We start from the raw sequence: 16,617 nt of genomic DNA on the forward strand, positions 1-16,617 counted from the left end.
CCCCCGCTGCCCGCCGCCCTGGCCGGCCGCGTAGACCTGCCCGACGCGGCACACGCGGACCCGGCGCACCCCCCGACCTGGCTCGGGCCCGCGCCGAACACCGACAGCGACCCGGATTCCCATGGCGATACCGATGCCGATGCCGATGCCGATGCCGTCGCTGACGCCGAGGCCGAGGCCGAGGCCGCGCAGGCGTATCGGGGGTGGCTGCCGGCGTGGCGGATCTGGGCGGGGCGGGCCCGTGCCGACGCCGAGCGCCGCGCGCTGCACACGACCCTGCACGCCGTCGCCGCCCGGCTCGCCCAGGAGGGGGACGCGCTGGAGCTGGTGCTCGCGACGGGCCTGCTGACCTGGCGCCCGGGTGGCGGCCCGCTGATCCGCGAGCACCTGCTGACCACCCGGGTCAGCGCGGAGATCGACCCGGTCAGCTCGGACCTGCGGATCCGGGTGCCGGCGGGAACGTCCACCCGCCTCGGCGACGGGCCGCTGCTCGACGACCAGCCCGAGTTCCGCCGGGAACGGACGAACAGCCTGCACGACCGCCTGCACGACCGGCCGTCGACCCCGCTCGGCGCCGACGACGCGCGGGCGCTGCGGGACTGGCTCACCGTCGCCCTGGACGTCCCCACCGAGGGCTTCGACCCCGGCGACACTCCCCCGCCCGTACCCGTCGGCGCGGCCGGTCCGCGGGTGGCCTTCGCGCCGGCCCTGGTCCTGCGGGTACGCGACCAGGCGGCGCTGCTGAGCTACTACGAGCGGATGATCGAGTCACTGCGCGGTGGCGGCGCGCCGCCGCTGGGCCTCGCCCAGCTCGTCGCCACCCTGGACACTCCGCAACGGCTCGCGTGGCTGGCCGCCGAGGGCGCGACGAGCGGCGCCGTGCTCGGCACCGACCCGCTGCTGCCACTGCCGGCGAGCCCCGAGCAGGCCCGGGTGCTGGAACGGCTCGGCCACGACAACGGCGTCGTCGTCGAGGGCCCGCCGGGCACCGGCAAGACCCACACGATCGCGAACCTGATCTGCGCGCTGCTCGCCGAAGGGCAGCGGGTCCTGGTCACCAGTCAGAAGGCGCAGGCGCTGCGGGTACTGCGGGCGAAACTGCCGGCCGACCTGCGGCAGCTGTGCGTGTCGCTCACCGATGCCGACGCACCGTCCGCCTCGGCGCCGGACGGGGTCGGCTCACCCGAGCTGGCGACGAGCGTGAGCGCCCTGGCCGCGCGCCGGGCCACCTACCGTCCCGACGAGCTCGAGCGCCGCATCGAGCAGGCCGCGCGCCGACGCGCCGAGGCGTTGCGCGTACGGGAGTCGCTCGCCGACCGGGCGCGCGCCGCCACCGCCACGTCGGCCGGGTCCAATCCGTTGCCGTCCACCCGCAGGGTCAGTGTGGTCGCGGCCCACGGGTCGACCGGAACGGACAGGGACCGCGTCCCGGCGGTGAGCACGAGACGCGCGGAGCGGGTCCGCGCCGAGGTGGCGTTCGCCCCGACCGTGATCGTCACGGGGACCTGATCTCCGCTACGCGACGCGAGGCGCTCGACCCGGGCCGTTGACGGCGACCTGGGTGAGCGGTCATAGGCCTGCGCGAGGCGCAGCAGATAGGCCGGCCGATCGGGATGGTCCGCCAGGACGGTGAGGTCGTCGACGCCGCGGGCGACGGCGTAGAGGACCCGACCGTCCAGGTCCGGGCCGTTGGCGACCACCGGCGTGGGATGCCCGAGGTACTTCGGGCTGGCCGCGACGAACACCAGCGGACGGCCGGGCAGCCGGTTCAGCATGGCGCTCAGGGCCTGGTCGTTGCCGGTCAGGGCGAGGTTGTCACGCACCGCCCCGGTCAGGATGACCGAGGTGAGGCCGACGACGGCGGCGACCACCGAGCCCAGCAGGCCCAGGCCCACGCGCCGCCGCCAGGCGAGCAGCGCCGCCCCGCCCGAGACACAGCCACTCCCGCCGAGGTGCACGAGCGGGATGAGCACCGGAACGAGATAGAAAGGGCCGACATAACGAATTCCGCCCCACAGCTCGGCGGCGTTCCACGCCCCCCAGAACCCGATGTAGCCGAGCAGGAAGACCAGCCCGCCCAGGCCGAGCATCGCCGCGGGGCCGGTCAGCCGTCGGCGGGCCGCCGCGGTGATCGCCGCGACCGCGAGAACCACTCCCCCGCACGCCCAGCCACCGAGCAGCCACAGGTGATCACCGACGGATCGCAGGCCGTCGCCGAGGCCGAAGTGGTGCCAGCCGTCGTCCGGATACAGCTTGCGCCGGCCGAAGCCGAGCCGGTCGTCCGGTTCGAGCAGCGCGAAAGGCAGGCGAAGGGCGCTTCCGGTCGCGGCAAGGTTCGTCAGCAGCGTGATGATGATCGGCACTGCGAGTCCGCAGGCCAGCCAGCGCAGCAGCCACCAGCGCCGGCCCGGGGAGGTCACCACCAGCCACACCGCGAGCGGCGCCAGCAGCAGTACGACGTCGTAGGGTCGCACCGCGGCCGCGACTCCCAGTGCCAGCCCCGCGAACACGACCGGACGGACCCGCGCCCGCCGCCGCCCACGCAGCACCCCGAGGACGCAGCCCTGCAGCAGGACCAGCACCGGCAGGTAGCTGAGCACCATCGCGCTCTGCACCAGCACCAGGGGGGACAGCGCGAGCAGGGTCGCCGACAGCGCCGCGACCCGCCGGCTGCCCGACAGCTCGACCCCGAGGTGGTAGGTCACCGCGACCGCCGCGCCGACGACGACGGCCAGGGCCGGATCGACGGTGCCGCAGGCCAGCAGCGCGAGCGCGAAGATCGCCGGCACGAACGGCGTGTACTTCAGGACGTAGTGGTCGTCGACGACGACGCCCAGCCAGGGCACGTAGGACTGCGCGGGCTGGGGCGCACGCGGGAAGAGGTGGCCCTCGGCGAGGGTGCGCGCGTACAGCAGGTAGATGCCCTCGTCGTTGTTGACCGACAGCATCGGGAACACCGTGTGCCGCAGCAAGACGGCGGCGGCCGCCGCCAGCACCGCGAGCACTGCCACGTACCGGGCCTCACCGGGCATGGCGGCCAGCCGCCCGCGCAGACCCAGCCCGCCACGGCCCGGCGCTGCGGCCCGCTCGGTGACCAGCCCAGGCGGGGTGGCCGCCCGGGGCTCGTCTGAGCCCGCCTGGGGCACGGCCACGTCCACGGCAGCAGTGCCGTGATCGTCCGGTGGCTGGCGCGGCCGGGGCGTGGCTCCACTCTCGCGCCGGCTACTCACTCCCGGCACGCTACCCAGCCGCCCGCGCATGGAGGGCGGCAGGGCCGGGCGCCCACGGGGCGCACCGCCACAATCACGGCCAAGCAGGTCAGCGTGCGTTGGCTGGCACCGGCGACCGCCGGGATGGCCCGGGCGCCTCCGTAGCGGGACCCCCGGGCACGGCTGGCGCGCCATGTTGGCCGTCATCCGTGTCGGCCCTCGCCTGCCGAGACCGAGGCCAGCGACGCCGCCCCGATCGGCAGAAGTTCCTCCGCCGTGGCATTCCCGGTAGGCCCGGCCTGCGGCGCCTGCCCGACCAGGACGTTCGCGAGCCGGGTGGCACCGCCCACGGTCACGGCCCCGACGGGTTCCGGCGCGGACAGGCCGCCGGTGGTGGAGGCGTCGATGTCCACCAGTGGGCCCGCGCCCGCCGGGCCGGCCGGCTCGACGGGCATGGACGACGGCCCGGCGGGACGGCGGGCGAGGCGCTCCGAATGGGCGGCATGCCAGGTCAGTTCGGCGCCGACCGCGTCGGCGTCGATCTCGTAGGTGACGCGCCGCTCCCCCTCGCTCGTCTCGAAGGAGCGCTGCCGCAGCCGGCCGTAGACCAGCGCGCGGTCACCGCGGCCGAGGCTCGCGGCGACGTTGTCGGCAAGCTGGCGCCAGCACGACACCCGGAGGAAGAGCGTCGTTCCGTCCACCCAGCGATTCTCGGCCCGGTCGAACCGCCGGGGTGTCGAGGCCAGCCGGAAGCTGCACACGGACGCGCCGTTCGCCGTCGTCCGGTGTTCTGGGTCGTCGACCAGGTTTCCGACGAGAGTGATGATCGTGTCGAGCATGGCTACTCCTCGGGACAGGGAGGGAGCGCGAGGACGCACTGACGTGGCTGTAAGGGAGCCGGAGGTGGACCCCGACGGAAGGGGACCAGGCGGGCAGCGGGTCGCTGCCGCGGTCATCTCCGCCACTGTGCGCCGCGGATCCGGGTCGGCCAAGCCCATCCGGTCCGGCTGTGGACAACCATGTCTCGTCCACAGCCGGCGTACCCCCCGACCGGGCTCCCGCGCCCCCTGCCCGAACCAACTAGCCCGAGCGTGTTCGGGCAGGTCCGCTGCCCAGGCGATGCCGAGGCACACGTCCGCCACACGGCCGGGCAGCTGAACCCACTGTCCGAGGTGCGGCAGCGACAGGAAGACTGAGAACAGGCGGTAGGCGGGGGCCGAGCGGGAACACCAACGACCAATGCCCGGTTGTCGAGGGTCGGCGGGGTTGTGCCGCGGCGCGCACTGGACCCATCGCGGGGCGCCCCCTCGCCACCGGTCACCCGGCGCCAAGCCCGGCTGACCATCGCGGGATCCCCCACCGCATGCACCATGACCGTCGAAATCGTCCTAACCGGAGGACAGCAATGCCGACGACCACGACCAGCGAGACGACCGCCGCCGGGAGCGGCACCTTCCAGCTCGGCGGCGACCTGCCGGTGACCCGGCTCGGGTTCGGCGCGATGCGCATCACCGGGCCGGGCATCTGGGGGCCACCGGCCAACCCGGACGAGGCCCGCGCCGTACTGCGCCGCGCGGTGGACCTCGGGGTGAACTTCATCGACACGGCCGACTCGTACGGCCCGCACGTCAGCGAGGAGCTGATCGCCGAGGCGCTGCACCCCTACCCCGAGGGCCTGGTCATCGCGACCAAGGGTGGGCTGACCCGGCAGGGGCCGAACCGTTGGCTGCCCGTCGCCCGCCCCGCCTACCTGCGCCAGCAGGTCGAGATGTCGCTGCGACGGCTTCGCCTTGAGCAGATCGATCTCTACCAGCTGCACCGGATCGACCCCGACACCCCGGTGGAGGACTCCCTCGGCGAACTGCTCGCCCTGCAGCAGGAGGGCAAGATCCGCCACATCGGGCTGTCCGAGGTCAACGTCGCCGAGGTGGCGCACGCGCGCACCATCGTGCCGATCGTCAGCGTGCAAAACCGCTACAACCTCGCCTACCGCACCGCCGAGGAACTGCTCGACTACGCCGAGAAGGAGAACATCGGCTTCATCCCCTGGGACCCGATGGCCACCGGCAAGCTCGCCAAGCCCGGCAGCGTCCTCGACGCCGCCGCGAAGGACCACCACGCGAGCCCAGCCCAGCTCGCCCTCGCCTGGCTGCTGCGCCGCTCCCCCGTCGTCCTGCCGATCCCCGGCACGTCGTCGGTGGCCCACCTTGAGGAGAACGTCGCCGCCGCGGGGATCACCCTCACGGATGAGGAGTTCGAAAACCTCGCCAAGCTCGGTTCCTGATCTCCGGACGATCGCCAGTCACCCCGGTGGTCGACCCATCGGGCCGGCCCGCTCATCACCCGTTCGGGTGATGAGCGGCCCGCAGGCGCCTCTGCCACCTCTGGTTCCGCAACACCTGGCCCGACCCCGATCGGTGCGACGAAGATCCGGATGACCATGTGTCCGATACCTGGCCCGGACTTGCTACCCTGAGTGCGGCCTGGCTGGCTAGGCCCATCCCGCCGCCAACGCGCCCGTAGCTCAGTGGATAGAGCGAGTGCCTTCTAAGCACCAGGTCGCAGGTTCGATCCCTGCCGGGCGCACGTAGGGATCATGCCCACATGCTGCGCCTTTCGATCCCTCCGTCATGTCTGCCGGGGAGCCGAGCTCCCCGAAGCCCCTCACGTGTAGCAACGCCTGTAGCAACGGGGCCGGGTGTGCTCAGGGCCGCGGGTTGGTCAGATGGCCGTCGAGTTTGCCGAGGGCACGGCGCTTCTCGCCCATGGACGCATGAGCGTAGATCGTCATCGTGACCTCGATCGCCGAGTGTCCGGCGATGTCGCGGACGATGTGCGGCGGAACGCCGAGGTCGAGAAGCAGAGTCACGCAGGTGTGCCGCAGCCCGTGGAACACCACGGTGTCGAGTCCGGCCGCCCGTCGTAGCGGCATCCAGAACCGGCGGAGGTTGTCCGGTTCGATCGGGGTTCCGATCTTCGTGGTGAAGACGTGACCGGTGTTCACCCACCGCGTGCCGGCCGCTTCCCGCTCGGCGTCCTGGAACTCGCGGTGCTCCGTCAGCGCGTCGGCCACCAGGCCCAGCAGCGGAAGGGTGCGTTCCGAGTCGTCCGTCTTCGGCGGGAGCAGCCGCAGTTCCCCGCCGACCCGCTGAAGGGTGTGGCGGATGGTGAGCGTTTCCCGTTCCCTGTCGATGTCGGACCACTGGAGTCCGAGCAGTTCCCCCCGGCGCATTCCGAGGAACAGGGCCAGGACCAGCAGGGCGTACAGCCGGTCGCCGGTCGCGGCGTCGAGCAACATGTGGGCCTGGTCCACGGTCAGGCCCCGGTCGATGCCATAGCGCGGTGTCGAAACCTGCACGAGCTTGGCGACGTTGCGCCGGATCAGTTCCTCGCGGACCGCCGCTTGCAGCGCGTTGCGCAGCACCGCGTGAACGACCTGGACCTGACGCTTCGAGGGACGTCGTTCGCAGCACCGACCGACCGCGCAGCAGCGCCGCTCCCCCACCGGACGGGCAGCATCTCTCCCCCGTTCGCAGCACAGGCAGGTGTTCTCCAGCCGTCGGATGAACTGGCGAACCTCGGCCGCCGTGAGCTTGTTCAGCCGCTTCTTACCGAGACCCGGCACGAGGTAGATCCGAACGGCCTTTTCATACGTGATGTAGGTGTTCGGCTGCCGGTTCGGCTTCACCGTGCCCTCCAGCCAGGCCGACAGGAACCGACCGACCGTCCACCCGGTCGCGTCCGCGGGAATGCCCTGATCGGAGTTGGCCTGTAGCTCGGTGAGCTTGCCCCGGACGATCTCCTCCGACTTTCCGTAGACCGGCCGCCGTCTGGTGGTGCCGTCGGGCATGAGGACGTAGGCCGCGCCGACCCACATGCCGTCGGCGCGTTGGTAGATCGAGCCCTGTCCGTTGGCGCGCTTCGTCCGTTCCCTGCGGGTCTTGCGCCGGCCGTTCGTGGGGGCGTCGTCATTGGCGGGCATGGTGAGCGTGGCTCCTTGCCGAGAGATGGGGTCGGCTCGCCGCCGGGGCCGGTCGCACGATGCGGTGTCGGCCCAGGACGAGATGTCCCCCGTTCCTCCGGCGAGGGGATGGTCTTCCGGGCCGCGGCGGAGGAACGGGGAGAGCGACGGTGGGTTACGGCGTCGCGTGTGCCGCCGCCGGGTCGGGCGGATTCGTCTCGCCGGCCGGGACGGTTGCCGGATCGCCAGGGACCGGGCGGAAGATCAGGACGACGTCGACATCGCCGAAGTGCTCGGTGAAGAAGGCGGCCGGCGGCAGCGTGGTGAGCAGCGCCACCAAGTCGCCGATGTCAGCACCAGGCCGGAGGATCACCGCATGGTCGCCGTTGTGGTCGGCTCTGGCGGAGATGAGGGGATGGTCGTCGCCGGGGGTCCGCCACGCGCCGTGCGGTCCGGACGAGAAGATGGGCACAGGTCTCTCTCCTTGCTTGTTCCAAGGGGTGGGGCTCAGGTCCCGGCCGGGTGTTGGTAGCACCCGCCGGGACCGTCTTGATCGCCGAGAAGGTCGGGCCCGCGGCTGGTGGCCCGCGGTTCCGGGCGTGAGCCCGTTTGCCGGTCACGCGGCTTCTCCTTCGCCGCGCAGCCGATCGACGTAGGCGAGGACCGCGGCGCGGGGAACACGGCGGGACCGCCCGATCTGGACCGCTTCAAGGCGGTTGGCTCGGATCAGGTCATAGACGGTGGTCCGGCCGACGCCGAGCAGGGCCGCCGCTTCGTTGACGGTCAGCAAGAGCTTGTGCACGGGTCTCTCCGAGGACTCACAGGACAGGGGTTCAGGCGGCGTCGGGCAGCGGTGGGCCGGTTGCCGGAAGGCCGTCGGCAGCAGCGGCCCGGGCGGCATCGAGCTGCGCCCGCCAGGCGTGGCGTTGCGCGACCGCGTGCAACAGCAGATGTTCACGGCGAGGTGCCGCCGGGTCGCCGGGCCGCAGGAGCTGCCAGACCATCCGGGCCGGGTCGGACTCGCCGTCGGGTGTGGCCGGGCCGGTCCCGGTGGCGCCGAGGGCGTCGAGTTGCTGCCGGATGAACGTGACCCGGTCGTGTCGGTGGTCGGTGAGGGTTTTGCCGGACCAGCGTCGGGAGACCAGGACGCGCCGACCGCCGAAGCCGAGGGTTTCTCGCCGGTGGACCTTGCCCTTGCACCGGCCGGGGACGAGTCCGGGGCGGGGGTTGCGGGGTTGGATGGCGTAGCGCAGCCAGTTCGCGCAGGTCGGGGAGCAGGGTTCGTGGCGTAGGGCGTCGGCGAGCCGGTCGACGTGGCGGCGTTGCGGGTCGCTGGCGAGGTTGTGGCAGGCGTCGAGGCTTTTGGTCAGGTACTTGGTCAGATAGCCGATCATCCGGCCGGTCTGCGCGCTGTTCGCGGTGACCCCGTCGGCACGCAGTTGCGGGCCGAAGCGGACGACGTGGGCGGGTTCGTCGTCCTCGCCGATGCCGTCGAGGGCGTCATCCCAGGACAGCAGCGGCAGCCCGCTGTCGGGATCGACGTAGCCGGCGGCTCCCTCGTTCCAGACCGGTAGCCGGTGATCGTCGTAGACCGGCCGGTCAGCCTGCGGCCACCAGACCTGGTGGTAGGTGGCCGCCGCGACCAGGCGCAGCATCGCCCGGGGGATGGTGCCGCGGATCGCCGCGTGCAGGTGCGGGGCAAGGCGTTTCTGGGGTTCCAGCGCGGCGAAGTACTGGACGTCCCAGCCGACCGCGCGGCGCAGGTTCTGCCAGAACCGGTCGAGCAGCTTCGGGAAGTGGATGGCGTCCCGGGCGGCCCGCCGGTAGTCGTAGGACGCCGGGTCGACGGGGGTGCCGTCGGAGTGGACCCGGCCGTAGGTGTCGCAGGTCAGGGTGAGGAACATCGACGGGCGCCACACCGTCCCATCCGCTGCCTCGAAGGTCCGCCCGACCGTGCGCCGGTCGACGGGGAAACGGGGCAGGTCGGGGGCATCCTGGCGCCGCCGGGTCGAGCGGACGCGCCGAGGCCGGTCCCGGTTGTCCGGGGCAGCCTTGCCCCGCACACCCAATGCGGCCAGTTCGTCGTCGACCTGCCCGATCAGCTCGTCGATCTCCCCGACCTGACCGACATCGCCGGCTGTCAGGACGTCGGCGCGGGCTGCTTCGAGGTCCGCGCGCAGGGTCGCGAGGGCTTTGGCGTCGTCGGTGGGTGGGTCGGGGTCGGGGACCGGTTCGTCATCGAGATGCCAGCCGGTCTTGCACTGAGCCATCCGTAGCCGGCGGGCTTTCTCCGCACACGGAGGGCATTTCGATGCCAAGGTGGCGCTACACGGGACGGGGATGATCTGTGTTTCGCCGGTGTCCAGGTTGGTCCGGCGCATCGGCATCGGCCGGACACACACCCCGTTGTCCAAAGCGACGGCCTCGACAACGTGGCGGGCCAGGGGCATCCGCATGCGCGCGGCCCGGGAACCCGGACGCTCACCATCCCCGGGGGGCGGGGTGGGAGCGGCCGGGTCAGGTCCGTGGAGTGGCGCGGTCATGCGGCGGCGTCGAGCTGGTCGGGGGCGCCGTCGGGATCGTCATCGCCGGTGAAGGCGTCAAGGTCGGGCACCCAGCCGCCGGCCATCGCAGGCCGGTAGGTGTGCACGGTGCGGGCGATCTCGTCGTCGTCGATGAACGCGGCCCGGACCCGGATCGGGTCGGGGTTACCGTCGTGCAGGACGTAGCCGACCCCGGGCAGCGACAGCGGGATCTCCTCCGCCCGTGCTCCCCGGTCGCGGGAACCGGAGCCAAGGACAAGGTCGGCCTGGTCGGGTTCGGTCATCCGGAGTGCGACCCGCACCGGGAACAGGTCCCGGAACGGCAGCACGTCCTTGCGCGGGTCCTGCACCGCGGCCAGGACCACCACACCGGGGGCCCGGCCCTGTGAGAGCAGCAGCGGCAGCGCCGCACCGATCCGCTTTTTCAGGTCCCGGTCGGTGACGTAGGCGGTCAGCGAGGCGATCTCATCGACAACCAGGACGATCAGCGGCTCTGTGGTGGTCGGGGTGTGCAGTCGGGTCACACCGGACAGGCGAGCGGTGCGGTCCCGCATGACGCCAACGGCGTCGTCGAGCAGAGCGGCGATGGTGTCCGTAGTGGTGGCGAAGCGGGTGAACAAGGCCTGTCCGAAGGCGAGTTCCATCCCGCCTTTGGGGTCGCACACCCATAGCTCCACCAGCCCTGCCCGCACCGCCGGGCCGAGCCCGCGCAGCAGCGACCACAGCACCGAGCCCTTCCCCGCCCCGGTGGCACCGGCGACCAGGACATGCGTCCCGCGCACGGGCAGCGTCCAGGCCGATCCGTCTTCGCAGCGGCCTACGGGGATGCCAGACAATCCGGCGATGAGCCGGGCGTAGGCGGTGTGAAGTGGCATGCGGTTCGGTGTGGGGTCCGGGTCGGCGCCGGCCGGGTCAGGGTCGGCGTCGCCCGGAGTGCTGCTCATCTCGTCGAGGTGGGTGGGGGTGACGGGGCGGGTGAGGGTGTCACGGTGGTGGAAGTGCAGCCGGACGAAACGGAACGTCTCGGCCTGCACCTGGCAGCGCCGGGCCCGGAAGACATGCCGCAACGCCTCGCCCTGCTCCGCCCACTGCTCGGGGGTCTGACCGGGCAGCAGTTCCACCCGCAGGGTGTCCACCGCCCGGGTGGAACGGATCGTGCGGATACGCGGGAAGTACTCGTCGAACATCACCTGATCGGCGTTCGAGGTGGGCATCCGGATCGCAAGGTCGGTGTGGACCATCGCGTCCCGCCACCGCCAGCGGTAGACGAACGTCAGCCGCACCCGCCCCCACATCCAGTGGCCCGCCCAGGCGCACGACCGGGGATGCAGCCGCGCCCAGACGACCGTCGCCACGGCCAGCCCGCCGGCCAGAGCGGCCAGGCCCACCGGGCCAAACCGGTGAGTGAACAGCAGCAGGCCGACCACGACGGCGACCGCGATCCGATGGCGGAAGGACCAGCGGACGGCGAGCCACAGGCCCTTCCCGGCGACAGCCAGGAGCAGCATCCACAGCGGCACCCGCACCTTGTCCGCACGGGTCGGAATCCGCGGCGCAGGACGGTCTCCCTTGATTCTGGACATGACAAATACCACCTGTTTTCGAGCGCACAAAACTACGGAGAGGAGAAGAGGAAGGAAAGAGCGGCGGGTGGACCCGGAGCGGAGAGCGATCCGGGTCGCCGACCGGAAAGGGTGGTGCTATGCGGCGTGGTTCTCCACCGCAGCCGGCGGATTCGCGGTGTCAGCCGAAGGGTTCGCCGCTTCCTCGGCGTCGAACCGGAAGGCTTCGCAGACGATGAGATAGTCGTTCACCGCGGCCAGCAGCGCGTAGGCGAAATCCAGGTGATCAGCGTCCGGGGCGCCATACTTCGCCGACACGGCCAGCGACATCCCGTCGGCGTCGACGGCCAGGATCGGACCGCGGTTGGCGTAGGTATGGCAGGCCACCCGCCAGTCACCACCGACACCCAGGGCCATCGACAGGTAGGACGGTTTGCGTTCCTCGCCGTTCATGCCGCCACCGCCGCAGCCCGCCGGCCGGTCTGGCCCACGGCCACCATCGCCGCCGCCCGCAATGCGAACGCCTGCCGCGGACGGGACCCGTTGGTATCCACCCACGGCGTCACCGTCAGACCCTCGAACACCACCGGCCGAAACGGCGTCCCCGCCATCGCCTCCGGCGGCACCGGCTGCACCTCACCGGTGATCTTCACTTTCACCTCGGCCTGCCGAGCCGTCGGGTCCGCGTCCAACACCCGCACCGCCCACACCCGCTCACCGGTGTCCTTGTCCCGCGCCTGCACATCCGGCAGCTTCGCCTTCACCTTCTCGTAGTCAGCCGACGCCTCCACCCCCAGCACAAACGCACCCGCCGGAAACACATCCTCGAAACGCACCGGAATACGCGACGGAACCGCCATTGACGATCATCCTCCGTGAGTGCCAGCCCCGCCGCCGGTGTTCCGGCCGCTGCCAGGCAGAACCCACAATGCTCCGCTCGCCGAGCGCTCGCCAAGCGCATATACGGGTGGGGATAACGTGCCGATATAGAAATGCGCTCAGCGTTGCGGCGATCTTCCGGACAGCACTCGTCGACCGCTAGTGTTTGACGCGCAACAAGCGACGGGAGGTGTTGAGTCGAGATGCTGCGTGACACCGCGACGGGCGAGGATTGGCCGGCGGTCGGCCAGGCCGTCAACGTCCGTATGCGAGAGCGCCGGATCACCCAGCAGGCCCTTGCCGCCGCATCTGGGGTGTCGGTGGCCACCTTGCGCGAGCTTCAGCGCGGGACGAGCCGCCGCCGCGCGCAGGACACGACCCTGATAGCCATCGCCCGTGCCCTCGGTTGGCCCGACGATCATCTTCTGACCGTGCTTCTCGGTGAGCCACCGCGTGTCGTGACCGTTCCGCCCCTGCCGATCGATCAGCAGATCCTTGAGGTGCTGCTGCGGATCGAGCGTCGTGTTGCCGACCTCGGCGTGTACCTGCGGGTGCCGACCGCGGGAGGTGACGACGGCCAGGGCCAGTCCGCCGGATACGACGAAGGGCCGGACCCGACAGCGGCATAACTCCACTGTCCGATCCGGCCCAGCCGCACGGGGCCCGCCAGGTCAGCCGTCAGCCGGGGGCACCGGGTCGGGGGGAGGTTCGCCGTCGTCTGCCGAAACGCCCTCGGCGAGGCGGCTGACGTACAGGCGAACGGTGTCGAGGGCTTCGCAGTATCCGGCGCGGAACGCCTGCTGTTCTCCCGTCGTCATCCACCGTGACCGGTTCGGTTCCGCATCCGGCACGTCGAGCGCCGAGCCGCGCAGCGTCACCAGCTCCCGGCGCGACGGAGCCTCACCGGGCAGACGGTAGACCAGCACGGTATCGACGTCGCCGAACGCGGCGAGGAACTCCACCCCCGCCGGCATCTCAGCGAGCGCCCGGTACAGGTCTCCCGCCGTCGACCCGGGCCGCACCGACAGCGTCCACTCGCCAGGGCCCCACGGCACCATCGTCACCGCGGCAGGAGGCACTTCCTCTGGCCGTTCGAGGGCGTCGGCCGACCAGGGGTTCACCGGACCCGCCGCTGCCGACGAACCGGCGGATGCCCCAACGCCCCGCCGCGCACCATCCCGCTGTTGTCGGCCGGCGGGGTGCCGACCAGGAACCGCAGCGGGCACACCTGATGCTCGGCCCACCCATGCTCGCTCGCGTACCGGTCAGCATCGGCCGCCGACCGGAAAGCGACCACCGCTTCCCGCACCAGCCCGTTTCCCCCAGGCTCGAAACTGATCGCGCCGAACAGCAGCCCACCGCGCTGCCCTGTCGTTCTCGTCGAATCGTCGTCCGCTGGCGTCATCTCGTCCTTCCCGTCGCATCGTCACCGGGACCACTGCGCCCGCCGTCCCACGCTCGGCGCGGGAAACGGGACAGCCCGGACGTACGCTGACGTCACCAGGCAGTTCCGAATAGATATGCGGCCGAATACCGAGCGTGGATACACTGGCGGACGGTGCGCACATCGCCACAGCGCAGCTTCGTCTGACGGGAGCCACCGCCCATGACCCGACGCCGCCCGCTGCCTACCGCGCCGACCGGACTATGGGACCGACCTGACATGGCCGCCGCCCTCGCCGAACGCGACATGCAGGCAGTGCTGACGATCTACAAGCGGTGGACCGGCGCATCCCAACCCCAGATCGCGACCATGACCGGGGTACCGCAGCCGACGATCAGTCTCATCCTCAACGGCAAGCGCCAGGTCTCCAGCATCGAGACCTACGAGAAGTTCGCCGAAGGACTCGACATCCCCCGCGAGCGTCTCGGCCTCGCCGCCGCCCCATCCCCCGCGGACCAGCCGACCGGAGGCACTCCGGGATCAGCCGTCGCCGTAGTGCCCGCCGACGCCGGGCCGGACCGGCGGACGGTTCTCACCGCGGTCGGGGTCGCCGCATGGACGCTCGACGAAGAACTGGACGAGGTCACCCGGCGGATGCAGTTGTTCGCCGCCTCAAATGTCGACGACGCCTCCCTCGAACAGTTGGAAGCAAGCATCGAGGTTGTCGGCCGCCGGTATGAGACCAGCGACGCCGCCACGGTCTACCCGGTCGCGTTGAAGCAGCGCCGATGGGTTGCCGAACTCATGGCCGGACACCAGCACCCCGCCCAGCGCCGACACCTCTACCTCGTCGGCGGGAAACTCTCCGGCCTTCTGGGCTATCTTGCGTTCGACCTGGGCAACGAGCTGGTGGCCCGTGCTTACTGCAACGAGGCGATGAGTCTGGCCAAAGCCGCCGGGCACGGCGATCTTGCCGCGTGGGTTCGGGGAACCCAGAGTTTCATCGCCTACTACGGCGGCCGGTATCGCGAAGCCCTCGACCTTGCCCGCGACGGCCAGCGTTACGCCCGCGGCGGCCCTGCCTCCATCCGTCTGGCGATCAGCGGCGAGGCACGCACCCTGGGCAAACTTGGCGACGCCGCCGGTGTTGACGAGGCCGTCGGCCGCGCGCTCACCGCCCACTCGAAGATCCATGATGCTGATCCGGTCGGCTACTTCCTGTCGTTCGACCCGTTCACGGCCTCCCGTATCGCCGGCAACGCAGCGTCGGCCTACCTCGCCGCCGGAGCCCACGAACGCGCCCGGGAGTTCACCGACCAGGCCATCCCCATCTTCGCCGCCGCCGAGTCCACCGCCAGCCACGCCCTCACCCTCGTCGACGCCAGCCTGACCTACCTGGCCGGGCCGTCACCTGAACCCGATCGGGCCGGGACGCTCGTCGGCGAGGCCTTGGCCGTCGGTGCCGATCTGCGCTCCGAGGTCGTCGCCCGCCGAGCCAAGGACTTCCTGACCACCGCCGCCCCCTGGCACGCCGTTCCGGAGATCGCCAGCGTGGCGGACGCGGTCAAGGCGTGGCGGATGCCCACCGCATAGCCTGTGGGGCCGTGCCACTCACTCCCGAGCAGCAGGCCGACGTCGACGACTGGGACACCTTCCGCCACACGCAGCGGATGGCCGACCACTGGTGGTGGCGCCCCGGATGGCGACCCGACCGGCACTACCTGACCTGGTATTTCGTCTTCCACGACCAGGCCCTCACCGACCAGGTGGCCAGCTTCCAACGCGAGCTTGCCGACCTGGACTACCTCGACCCCGTGCCCATCGACGGCCTGCACATGACCGTGCAAGGAGTCGCCTTCGCCGACGAGATGCCCCCCGACCAGGTCACCGCCCTCGCAAAGGCCGCCGACGAGCAGTGCGCCGACATCGAACCGTTCACCCTCACCGTCGGCCCAATCGCCGCCTACCCTGGCGGGACATTCCTGCGCGCCGCCCCCTGGGCACCCGTTGCCGAACTCCGGGAACGACTACGCACCGCCATCGGCACCGTCCTCGGCCCCGACCAGGTGTCCAACGAGCCGGCACGGTTCAAGCCCCACATCAGCGTCACCTACTGCAACTCCACCCCACCGGCCGCCGAGGTCATCGGCCGCCTCACCGAGCTACGACAGCGCCCACCGATCAGCCTGCCCGTGGCCAGCGTCGACCTTCTCGAACTCCGCCGCGACGGCCACACGTACCGCTGGGACATCCGCCACCACATCGACCTCACCCCCTGAACCACCACGAGGGCCAGGACCACGCCAACCACCACGAGCACCCGACCGCGACCAGCCGCCGCACGTTGCCGAATTCTCCGTTTTAGGATCAAGCGGCCGTGCCGCGCGGCCGGCTGCGCGCGGCCGTGGACGGCCGTGCTCGCCGGGCGCGTCGCGGTCCGACAATATTTCGATTGCACCATCGAAGCGAAAATCAAGAAAAGATAGCATTGGCATCGGCTTCGATTCCGGCGGATCTTAGTTCGCCTACCAGTTTTAGCTTCCAGCCACCTCCAGAGTCGAACGGCGTGAAGACGACACCATAGTAGTCGCTCGGCATCTCAACTCCGTCTTCATAGAGGACCGCCACGTTTCTTCGGCCGAGCTTTGCGACCGCCATACCCAGTTCAAGAACGACGTTCTGTCGCGCCCGAAACTGGAGCTCCCCGCCACCGCGAAGCCTGCCTTCATCGTCGGCAGTCATCAACACAACAGCGAAGGCACTGTTCTCAAAGTGACCCTCCAATTTTTCTATGATTGTCTGCCCTTGCGACGGGCGATCCGCTAGAACTACTACGTCCAGCCTTGTTACTCTCTCTACAAAATGTTGAACCTCAAGGCGGGCGGCGTCATTTCTCCCATGAACAAGAAAGATCTTCTGCGGGTTAGCGACGCCGCCGGAATTCTCAAGATGTGGCACCGTCCCCACTTCTTGCGTTTCCCTAAATAGGTCTAGCGTGTCTTTAATCGAAGACAAGCGATTTACTTTATCTTCGACAGTGCGTGCCAAAATCGAAATATGGCTCGGGTCTGTAGTATCT

16 protein-coding genes, 1 tRNA gene and 1 pseudogene are annotated in these 16,617 nt (G+C 70.6%); 6 read left to right on the forward strand and 12 right to left on the reverse strand.

Annotated elements, in window-relative coordinates; genetic code table 11:
• Positions 1-327 precede the first annotated feature (327 nt).
• Positions 328-1,248, forward strand: a pseudogene (locus MXD58_RS31650) (AAA family ATPase); the annotation flags it as partial.
• Here the strand turns inward: MXD58_RS31650 and MXD58_RS06920 are convergent.
• Together MXD58_RS06920 and MXD58_RS06925 are read right to left on the reverse strand one after the other, a co-directional pair.
• Positions 1,230-3,146, reverse strand: coding sequence for a DUF7846 domain-containing protein (locus MXD58_RS06920; protein ID WP_250609128.1), 1,917 nt, complete (start codon positions 3,144-3,146; stop codon positions 1,230-1,232). The pseudogene MXD58_RS31650 and the gene MXD58_RS06920 overlap by 19 nt on opposite strands.
• 266 nt (positions 3,147-3,412) lie before the next feature.
• Positions 3,413-4,048 (reverse strand): single-stranded DNA-binding protein, encoded by a 636-nt coding sequence (locus tag MXD58_RS06925; protein WP_248838934.1) that lies wholly within the window; start codon positions 4,046-4,048, stop codon positions 3,413-3,415.
• A gap of 566 nt (positions 4,049-4,614) precedes the next feature.
• On the opposite strand from MXD58_RS06925, the gene MXD58_RS06930 reads away from it, so the two are divergent.
• Positions 4,615-5,493 carry an aldo/keto reductase gene (locus tag MXD58_RS06930; RefSeq protein ID WP_248838935.1) on the forward strand — a complete coding sequence of 293 codons (879 nt, stop codon included), beginning with the start codon at positions 4,615-4,617 and terminating at the stop codon, positions 5,491-5,493.
• A gap of 229 nt (positions 5,494-5,722) precedes the next feature.
• Positions 5,723-5,795, forward strand: a tRNA-Arg gene (locus tag MXD58_RS06935).
• 118 nt (positions 5,796-5,913) lie between these two features.
• Here MXD58_RS06935 and MXD58_RS06940 read toward each other — a convergent pair.
• From MXD58_RS06940 to MXD58_RS06970, 7 genes are all read right to left on the reverse strand, one after another.
• Entirely contained in the window at positions 5,914-7,191 is a 1,278-nt protein-coding gene (locus MXD58_RS06940; RefSeq protein ID WP_248838936.1) for a tyrosine-type recombinase/integrase, read from the reverse strand.
• 154 nt (positions 7,192-7,345) lie between these two features.
• Entirely contained in the window at positions 7,346-7,642 is a 297-nt protein-coding gene (locus MXD58_RS06945; RefSeq protein WP_248838937.1) for a frankia-40 domain-containing protein, read from the reverse strand.
• Between the two features lie 144 nt (positions 7,643-7,786).
• Positions 7,787-7,972, reverse strand: coding sequence for a helix-turn-helix domain-containing protein (locus MXD58_RS06950; protein ID WP_248810795.1), 186 nt, complete (start codon positions 7,970-7,972; stop codon positions 7,787-7,789).
• A 31-nt stretch (positions 7,973-8,003) separates the two neighbouring features.
• Positions 8,004-9,713 (reverse strand): replication initiator, encoded by a 1,710-nt coding sequence (locus MXD58_RS06955; RefSeq protein ID WP_248838938.1) that lies wholly within the window; start codon positions 9,711-9,713, stop codon positions 8,004-8,006.
• Complete coding sequence (locus tag MXD58_RS06960) at positions 9,710-11,296, reverse strand: FtsK/SpoIIIE domain-containing protein (protein WP_248838939.1); 1,587 nt, start codon at positions 11,294-11,296, stop codon at positions 9,710-9,712. Before MXD58_RS06960 ends, MXD58_RS06955 begins: the two co-directional genes overlap by 4 nt.
• A gap of 117 nt (positions 11,297-11,413) precedes the next feature.
• A complete protein-coding gene (locus MXD58_RS06965; protein WP_248838940.1) occupies positions 11,414-11,728 on the reverse strand; it encodes a hypothetical protein in 315 nt (104 codons plus the stop codon).
• On the reverse strand, positions 11,725-12,135 hold the full coding sequence (locus tag MXD58_RS06970) for a plasmid replication, integration and excision activator (protein WP_248838941.1): 411 nt from the start codon (positions 12,133-12,135) through the stop codon (positions 11,725-11,727). Before MXD58_RS06970 ends, MXD58_RS06965 begins: the two co-directional genes overlap by 4 nt.
• A gap of 222 nt (positions 12,136-12,357) precedes the next feature.
• Between MXD58_RS06970 and MXD58_RS06975 the strand changes: the two genes are divergently transcribed.
• Positions 12,358-12,783: a helix-turn-helix domain-containing protein gene (locus MXD58_RS06975; RefSeq protein WP_248838942.1), complete on the forward strand. Its 426-nt coding sequence runs from the start codon at positions 12,358-12,360 to the stop codon at positions 12,781-12,783.
• 42 nt (positions 12,784-12,825) lie between these two features.
• Here MXD58_RS06975 and MXD58_RS06980 read toward each other — a convergent pair whose 3' ends face one another.
• Complete coding sequence (locus MXD58_RS06980) at positions 12,826-13,275, reverse strand: frankia-40 domain-containing protein (RefSeq protein WP_250609129.1); 450 nt, start codon at positions 13,273-13,275, stop codon at positions 12,826-12,828.
• On the reverse strand, positions 13,272-13,559 hold the full coding sequence (locus MXD58_RS06985) for a hypothetical protein (RefSeq protein WP_248838943.1): 288 nt from the start codon (positions 13,557-13,559) through the stop codon (positions 13,272-13,274). The genes MXD58_RS06980 and MXD58_RS06985 overlap by 4 nt, the downstream gene beginning before the upstream one ends.
• 258 nt (positions 13,560-13,817) lie before the next feature.
• Between MXD58_RS06985 and MXD58_RS06990 the strand changes: the two genes are divergently transcribed.
• The gene (locus MXD58_RS06990) at positions 13,818-15,131 is read left to right on the forward strand and encodes a helix-turn-helix domain-containing protein (protein WP_248838944.1); all 1,314 of its coding nucleotides are present in this window, start codon (positions 13,818-13,820) and stop codon (positions 15,129-15,131) included.
• An 11-nt stretch (positions 15,132-15,142) separates the two neighbouring features.
• Complete coding sequence (locus tag MXD58_RS06995; protein WP_248838945.1) at positions 15,143-15,817, forward strand: 2'-5' RNA ligase family protein; 675 nt, start codon at positions 15,143-15,145, stop codon at positions 15,815-15,817.
• 193 nt (positions 15,818-16,010) lie between these two features.
• On the opposite strand, the gene MXD58_RS07000 is transcribed toward MXD58_RS06995, so the two are convergent.
• A partial coding sequence (locus tag MXD58_RS07000; RefSeq protein ID WP_250609130.1) for a TIR domain-containing protein occupies positions 16,011-16,617 on the reverse strand: 607 nt, incomplete at its 5' end.

The sequence above is a fragment of the Frankia sp. AgKG'84/4 genome (genome assembly GCF_023242965.2).
In the GTDB taxonomy this organism is placed as follows: Bacteria; Actinomycetota; Actinomycetes; order Frankiales; family Frankiaceae; genus Frankia.

What these genes read in the sequence shown, in the direction of transcription:
- MXD58_RS06925 (WP_248838934.1), bottom strand. Translation starts at nt 4,048, where the DNA reads ATGCTCGACACGATCATCACTCTCGTCGGAAACCTGGTCGACGACCCA.
- MXD58_RS06930 (WP_248838935.1), top strand. Translation starts at nt 4,615, where the DNA reads ATGCCGACGACCACGACCAGCGAGACGACCGCCGCCGGGAGCGGCACC.
- MXD58_RS06940 (WP_248838936.1), bottom strand. Translation starts at nt 7,191, where the DNA reads ATGCCCGCCAATGACGACGCCCCCACGAACGGCCGGCGCAAGACCCGC.
- MXD58_RS06955 (WP_248838938.1), bottom strand. Translation starts at nt 9,713, where the DNA reads ATGACCGCGCCACTCCACGGACCTGACCCGGCCGCTCCCACCCCGCCC.
- MXD58_RS06960 (WP_248838939.1), bottom strand. Translation starts at nt 11,296, where the DNA reads ATGTCCAGAATCAAGGGAGACCGTCCTGCGCCGCGGATTCCGACCCGT.
- MXD58_RS06965 (WP_248838940.1), bottom strand. Translation starts at nt 11,728, where the DNA reads ATGAACGGCGAGGAACGCAAACCGTCCTACCTGTCGATGGCCCTGGGT.
- MXD58_RS06970 (WP_248838941.1), bottom strand. Translation starts at nt 12,135, where the DNA reads ATGGCGGTTCCGTCGCGTATTCCGGTGCGTTTCGAGGATGTGTTTCCG.
- MXD58_RS06975 (WP_248838942.1), top strand. Translation starts at nt 12,358, where the DNA reads ATGCTGCGTGACACCGCGACGGGCGAGGATTGGCCGGCGGTCGGCCAG.
- MXD58_RS06985 (WP_248838943.1), bottom strand. Translation starts at nt 13,559, where the DNA reads ATGACGCCAGCGGACGACGATTCGACGAGAACGACAGGGCAGCGCGGT.
- MXD58_RS06990 (WP_248838944.1), top strand. Translation starts at nt 13,818, where the DNA reads ATGGCCGCCGCCCTCGCCGAACGCGACATGCAGGCAGTGCTGACGATC.